Origin of the sequence: Wolbachia endosymbiont of Mansonella ozzardi, from assembly GCF_020278625.1 — a bacterium.
Taxonomy (GTDB): Bacteria; Pseudomonadota; Alphaproteobacteria; order Rickettsiales; family Anaplasmataceae; genus Wolbachia.
Window position 1 is genome coordinate 1 of sequence record NZ_JADAKK010000065.1, and the last position, 5816, is coordinate 5816.

4 protein-coding genes and 1 pseudogene are annotated in these 5816 nt (G+C 36.9%); all 5 read right to left on the reverse strand.

All coding sequences use genetic code 11. The annotated features are described in order from the left end of the window. Positions 1–183: 183 nt before the first annotated feature. A complete protein-coding gene (gene nuoI, locus IHO40_RS05270; RefSeq protein ID WP_225537096.1) occupies positions 184–666 on the reverse strand; it encodes an NADH-quinone oxidoreductase subunit NuoI in 483 nt (160 codons plus the stop codon). 70 nt (positions 667–736) lie between these two features. Beyond that, entirely contained in the window at positions 737–1540 is an 804-nt protein-coding gene (locus tag IHO40_RS05275; RefSeq protein ID WP_225537093.1) for an enoyl-ACP reductase FabI, read from the reverse strand. Between the two features lie 124 nt (positions 1541–1664). Next, positions 1665–4790 carry a WPE palindromic element domain-containing protein gene (locus IHO40_RS05280; protein ID WP_225537097.1) on the reverse strand — a complete coding sequence of 1042 codons (3126 nt, stop codon included), beginning with the start codon at positions 4788–4790 and terminating at the stop codon, positions 1665–1667. Positions 4791–4835: 45 nt separating this feature from the next. Further along, entirely contained in the window at positions 4836–5276 is a 441-nt protein-coding gene (gene fabZ, locus IHO40_RS05285) for a 3-hydroxyacyl-ACP dehydratase FabZ (RefSeq protein WP_225537094.1), read from the reverse strand. 18 nt (positions 5277–5294) lie between these two features. Beyond that, positions 5295–5816: pseudogene (locus IHO40_RS05290) on the reverse strand (OmpH/Skp family outer membrane protein); the annotation flags it as partial.

Consider the following 5816-nt stretch of genomic DNA (forward strand, 5'->3'; position numbering starts at 1 on the left):
ATCTTGATGTTTTAGACAGTAGATCCTAGTATCAACTGCTGGGATAACAAGAAATGGGGCTACTTGGGTAACATCCTCCCGATAGGCTCAAATCACAATGTTCATGCAGCTGTGTGTTATGCTACTTGGATAACACGAAAAGACACAGAAATGACAGAGGTTTAATATTGTAAACTCTTAACATTAGTAATACGGTCTATTCTTTTTCAATCTGAGTGCAATTGCTTCTTCCCAAGCGTCACCATTACACAGTAACTTTTCTTTGTTATACATTAGCTCCTCCCTCGTTTCTGTTGCAAACTCAAAATTAGGACCCTCAACAATTGCATCGACTGGACATGCCTCCTGGCAGAGCCCGCAATATATGCACTTCGTCATGTCAATATCATAACGCGTAGTGCGACGACTACCATCTTCTCTTTCTTCTGCTTCAATAACTATCGCTTGGGCAGGGCAGATAACTTCGCATAATTTACAAGCTATGCATCGTTCTTCACCGTTTGAGTATCTACGCAACGCATGCTCACCGCGAAATCTTGGACTTAAAGGTCCCTTTTCCATGGGGTACCTAAGCGTCACCTTTGGTTTAAACGCATACCTAAGTGTAATAATAAACCCTTTAATTAACTCTATAAAGGACCAATACCAAGCTAATTTCTTGAGCACAAAGTATTTAAACACTGCATTACCGACTATAAATCATATTCCCAGTTTTAGAAAGGCTTTTTTCTCACACTTAACCTTGAACCATATTCGGATCAATTGCTTTCATCCCTACTACGTTATACCCTGAATCAACATGTAAAACTTCCCCAGTGGTACCGCTACTTAAGTCACTCAACAAATAGAGCGCTGCTTTCCCAACGTCTTCTATTGTAGTGTTGCGCCTTAGTGGAGAATTATTTCTGTTCCATTCTGATATGAAGTGAAAATTGCTTATTCCAGAAGATGCTAAAGTTCTAATTGGACCAGCAGAAATGGTATTCACTCTAATGTTTTGTGGCCCAAGGTCGCATGCTATATATCTTACACTTGCTTCGAGCGCTGCTTTACATAGGCCCATAACATTATAGTTTGGCATAACTTTTTCAGCGCCATAGTAAGATAAAGTAAGTAAACTACCGCCGTTTGGCATTATCTTTTCAGCTCTTTGCGCTAGAGCAGTAAAAGAATAGCATGATATATGCATTGCGTTGAGGAAGTTGCTCAGTGATGTGTTAACATATTTACTATCGAGTTCATTCTTGTCAGAGAACGCGATTGCGTGTACCAAAAAATCAAGAGTGTTCCATTTTTTTTCTATTATCTTAAAAACTTCATCTATGGTTTCTTCATTTACAACATCACAATTTAGTATTAACTCTACATTTAGCTCAGCTGCTATCGATGACAACCTTTCCCTTACCATTTCATTCTGATAAGTAATTGCAAATTCTGCTCCGTGCTCTGAGAGAGTTTTTGCTATGCCATACGCTATCGACCTCTTGTTTGTTATTCCAGTTATTAATCCCTTTTTGCCTTGTAGTAGACTTGTTGCCATAGAACTTTCTGTTTCTTACAATTTGGGGTATTAACCAGATAAAGTCAAGATGTTAACTATGTTAAAAAACAATATGGTATCTTCAATTTATCCTATTACTATTAGAATTTGGTACAAGATAGACCTAACAAGTCTCAGTAGGTCGCCCAGTTGGACCCATAAGAACTATTTGTTCACCTTCTTTGAAGTACTTACACAAATTAGTGGAACCACCTGTTTCAAGCACAATGGTGGAAATAATTCCTTTTTTTTTGTCTACTTCAGTGCCAGTTACAGCTATACCTTCCATAGCAAGGCTTGTGGCTTTTCTGCTGTTAGTTTCAAAACTTTGCAATCTAAAGAATTGCCCGGGCTTGAAATTTTTTGCAGCAAGTGGTGATTTGATCACTATTTCTACTACTTTGTCGGTTAAATATTGAACTTTTATGACTTTTGCAGTGAACTGTTCTTTGATCTTATTGAAGAATTCCTCACTTGCCAGGTGTTCAAGGCTTGACCAAGCATTCTTTTTCTGGATTCCAGTGTCAGCTACTTGGATGACATAAGAAAGTATTGAGGTAGCAGGAAAAGATTCAGTCTGGTGGCATGGTGTCATCCAAGTAGCTGACACTGGAATCCAATTTTCATTATACAGCCATCTAGTGTACTCATTTGAAATTAAGTTTTCTGGATCCCAGTGTCTGGCTGCTTGGATGACATCCATTTTGGTGAAAGTTACTCTTATATTACAACACTTATACAGTTGTGAGTGTGACGCTGGAACCTGAGTTAGGGTAGCATTAACGCCCTTCAAAAGCCGGGAAATGATAGGGTAGCCATTTTTAGCACTTGCCATAGCTTTTACAACACTACCACTATATGAGGGATGAAGATCACCGAAGAAGCTAATTGCTTTACTGTCTTGCTTATACACTAATATTCTATCTTTATTTTGCATCTTAGGAGAGAATATTGGATCTACTTCTTCCCCTGATGAGCTCAGGTGAGCGAAATATCCATTGCTTAATTTAAAATGCTTTCTATCTTCCGTTGCAATGACTGTATTTGGCTCAGTACCCACTGCTATAAGAACAGAACGTGCTTTTATACACTTGATTTCGCCTGATTTTGTGTCTATCAGTTTTATCGATTCAGTATGGTTATACTTATCCGTCACAATTTCAACTGGTTCTAGATTTTCGATAAAGTAAATCCCTTCTGACAGTGCGTTTTGCACCTCCCCACTGTTTAGTCGATAACTTGGTGAACTTTTTAGCTCTTTTCTATATACAACTTTCACTCCCCCTAAATCCTGTACTAACTCCAATATTTTTGCTTCTCTGTTCTCTTTTTTCGCTAATTCTTTCTCTTTTTGGATCAACTGTGCGTGCAATATAAACTCACTCGCAATTTCACGTTCTTCTTCTGTCCAATCTTTTTCAACGCAGTCTTTTCCATATTTACTAACCAATATTTCGTAACGAAGGAAAAATTTTTCTACTTGAATCGGATAATACGCTAAGGCTTCAGTGGCAGTATCAATTGCAGTGAGTCCCGCACCTATAACAACTATTGGCATGCGAATTTGCAGATTTACTATAGAATCAGATTTAAGAGCACCACTGAGTTGTAATGACATTAGAAAATCAGATGCCATGCGCACTCCACAAGCTAACATATTTTTTATCTTGATTATTTGTGGCTTACCAGAGCCAAGCGCTAGGGCTATGTGATCGAAACCTAAATTGAACGCATCACTAACAGTTATTGTGCCACCAAAGCGAATGCCCCCATAAAATGCAAAATTTTTGCGTCTTTCCAGTAATAATCTAATAATCTTTAAGTAATTCTTGTCCCACCGAGAAGTAATGCCGTATTCTGCTACTCCACCAAATCCACCGGCTGTGCGTTTACTCAATTTTTCATGCTTAAAATCTCTTATCGGCTGAAAATTATCAATCAGAGGTTCTATCTTTAGTCCGTCAATGGCGATAACATTATGTCCGTCATTCAACAAATGATGAGCTAAACTAAAACCAGCAGGACCAAGGCCTACAACCAGGACATTTTTTCCAGTGTTTTCTTTCGGGAACGGACGATGAAAATTTAAAGGATTCCAACGACTAAGCAGAGAATATATTTCAAATCCATATGGCAAACTGAGCACGTCATCCAAAACTCTTGTTTCGACCATTGGCACACTCACAGGCTCTTGTTTTTGATATATACACGAATTCATGCAATCATTGCATATTCTGTATCCAGTAGCTGCACATAATGGATTATCTATCATCACAATTGCAAGGCTGGCTATACTGTATCCTTCACTTTTTACCAAATTCATTTCTGATATTTTTTGCTCTAGTGGGCAGCCGTGTAGTTCAACTTTAAGTGGAGATTTTTTAAAAATCTCACTTGGTTGACAGAATGTGGCACTAAAACCTGCGTATTCTTTCTGGATCCCAGTATCAGCCACTCGGGTAACAGATGGCTGCAACCCCTTTGAGCAGCTGTCCTTATTTTGCTTATGACAAAATATGCAGTAGTGAGCATTATCTAATGCTTTATCCAAACTCACCTTTTCACTTGTTAGGTCAAAACCATATCGTCTTTTTACTTTATTTGAATGCAGAACTTCAACTTCGTCTACCTCTTTTTTAGAGAATGATACGAGATTTTTATAATTGATTTTTTTATGAGTACTAAAAAGTATACTCTGTTCATTTTTCACCTTCCACGCTGCATACTGTGCTGCAAGTTTTATTTCCTCTTTGTGATGCTCTTTATCCTCAAACCAACACATCGCTTGCTCGGCAAAACTTTTTTCTGTTGTTGGCAAAGTAAGAAAATGACTTAATCTGCTAATAACACAATTAATGTCTATGTTTGCTATGTCAATGTATTTATTTAACGCATAGCGTTGAATAAATAACCTTTTGCATTTATATATTACAGTAAAGTCATTGTGCTTCTTCTTTAGCTCCCCTACTTCCTCTTCAACACTGAAAAGTTTGGCGATAAATTCATCAAGTAAATACGAAAGGTTTATAATCAACTGGCTATCTGCCATTTGATGGGCTGACATTGGTTGTGTTTTAGATTCCAATGCTTGACATTGGGATGGCACTAAAGCGTTTTCTCTTGCTTTAATCAAGGAACAAAATAAACTTTTATCGTATGATTTGACGTAATCTAAAAATGTCTCATCTAGCTTTATTAATCCATCGCGAATATATAGATCGGGAAATGAGATGTTAAAATTTAACTGCATTGCTATATTATACAACGCATACATTGCTTTTGACAGATGAAAATTTTATTTGTTTTTCAACATGGCTAAAATTGTTGCTTCTGCAACCTTCTCTTCGTCTACATGCGCAACACACTCAAACTTGCATGCACCCAAACGTGCATTTTTAATGTTAGACTGAAGAACCAGGGTGTCTCCTGGAGTGACTGGCTTTCTGAATTTTGCACTTTCAATGGATATGAAGTAAACAACTTTATTTTCCATTGTACTTTGACTTTCTTTACCAAGAACACATATTGCAGATGTCTGAGCTAGAGATTCAATTATTAAAACCCCTGGCATTATCGGATGTCCGGGAAAGTGGCCAATAAAAAACGGCTCATTGAAAGTCACATTTTTTATTGCCCTTATACTCCTACCTGGATCACATTCTATTACTCTATCCACTAAGAGAAACGGATAAGAGTGTGGTAATACTTTTATAATATCGCTGATATTAAACGGCATAATATCCTTAAAGTAAGCCTAGTTAACGTCTTTCAAAGCGAATTTTGGTATTTCTTTGTCCATGTTTTTTAACACTGTATCTGATAAGTCAACTTTATCTAAATCAGCCTTATCCATAAAGTATAAAACCCGATTTTTCTTTGAAATAAATAGTACCAAGTCTATGTTGTTTTTTTTCTGCGATTTCTTTAACAATTTCTTTTACTTTGTTAAAAATACTATCTACTGCATCTCTATAACTTCTTTCTAAGTGTAATATTTTTTTAGCGTAACTATCTCTAGCACTTAAAGTGCGCTTATCAAATTGCTCTGTTCTTTCCTTTTTTGCTTCTTCTAATAGAAATTCAAACTCCTCTTTTGAAGGCTTGAATTTTTCCATCTCACTTTCAAACTCTTGCTGCAGTCCAGAACTTTGTTCTTTTATTTGCTGTTGTACATTTTGTAGAGCAAGAGACTCACTGATCACTTTGTCGCTATCAATAATCGCAACTTTTATGTTAAGTGCATTCTTAGGTTGATGTTTTACAACTTTATAAACCA

What these genes read in the sequence shown, in the direction of transcription:
- IHO40_RS05275 (WP_225537093.1), bottom strand. Translation starts at nt 1,540, where the DNA reads ATGGCAACAAGTCTACTACAAGGCAAAAAGGGATTAATAACTGGAATA.
- IHO40_RS05280 (WP_225537097.1), bottom strand. Translation starts at nt 4,790, where the DNA reads ATGCAGTTAAATTTTAACATCTCATTTCCCGATCTATATATTCGCGAT.
- fabZ (WP_225537094.1), bottom strand. Translation starts at nt 5,276, where the DNA reads ATGCCGTTTAATATCAGCGATATTATAAAAGTATTACCACACTCTTAT.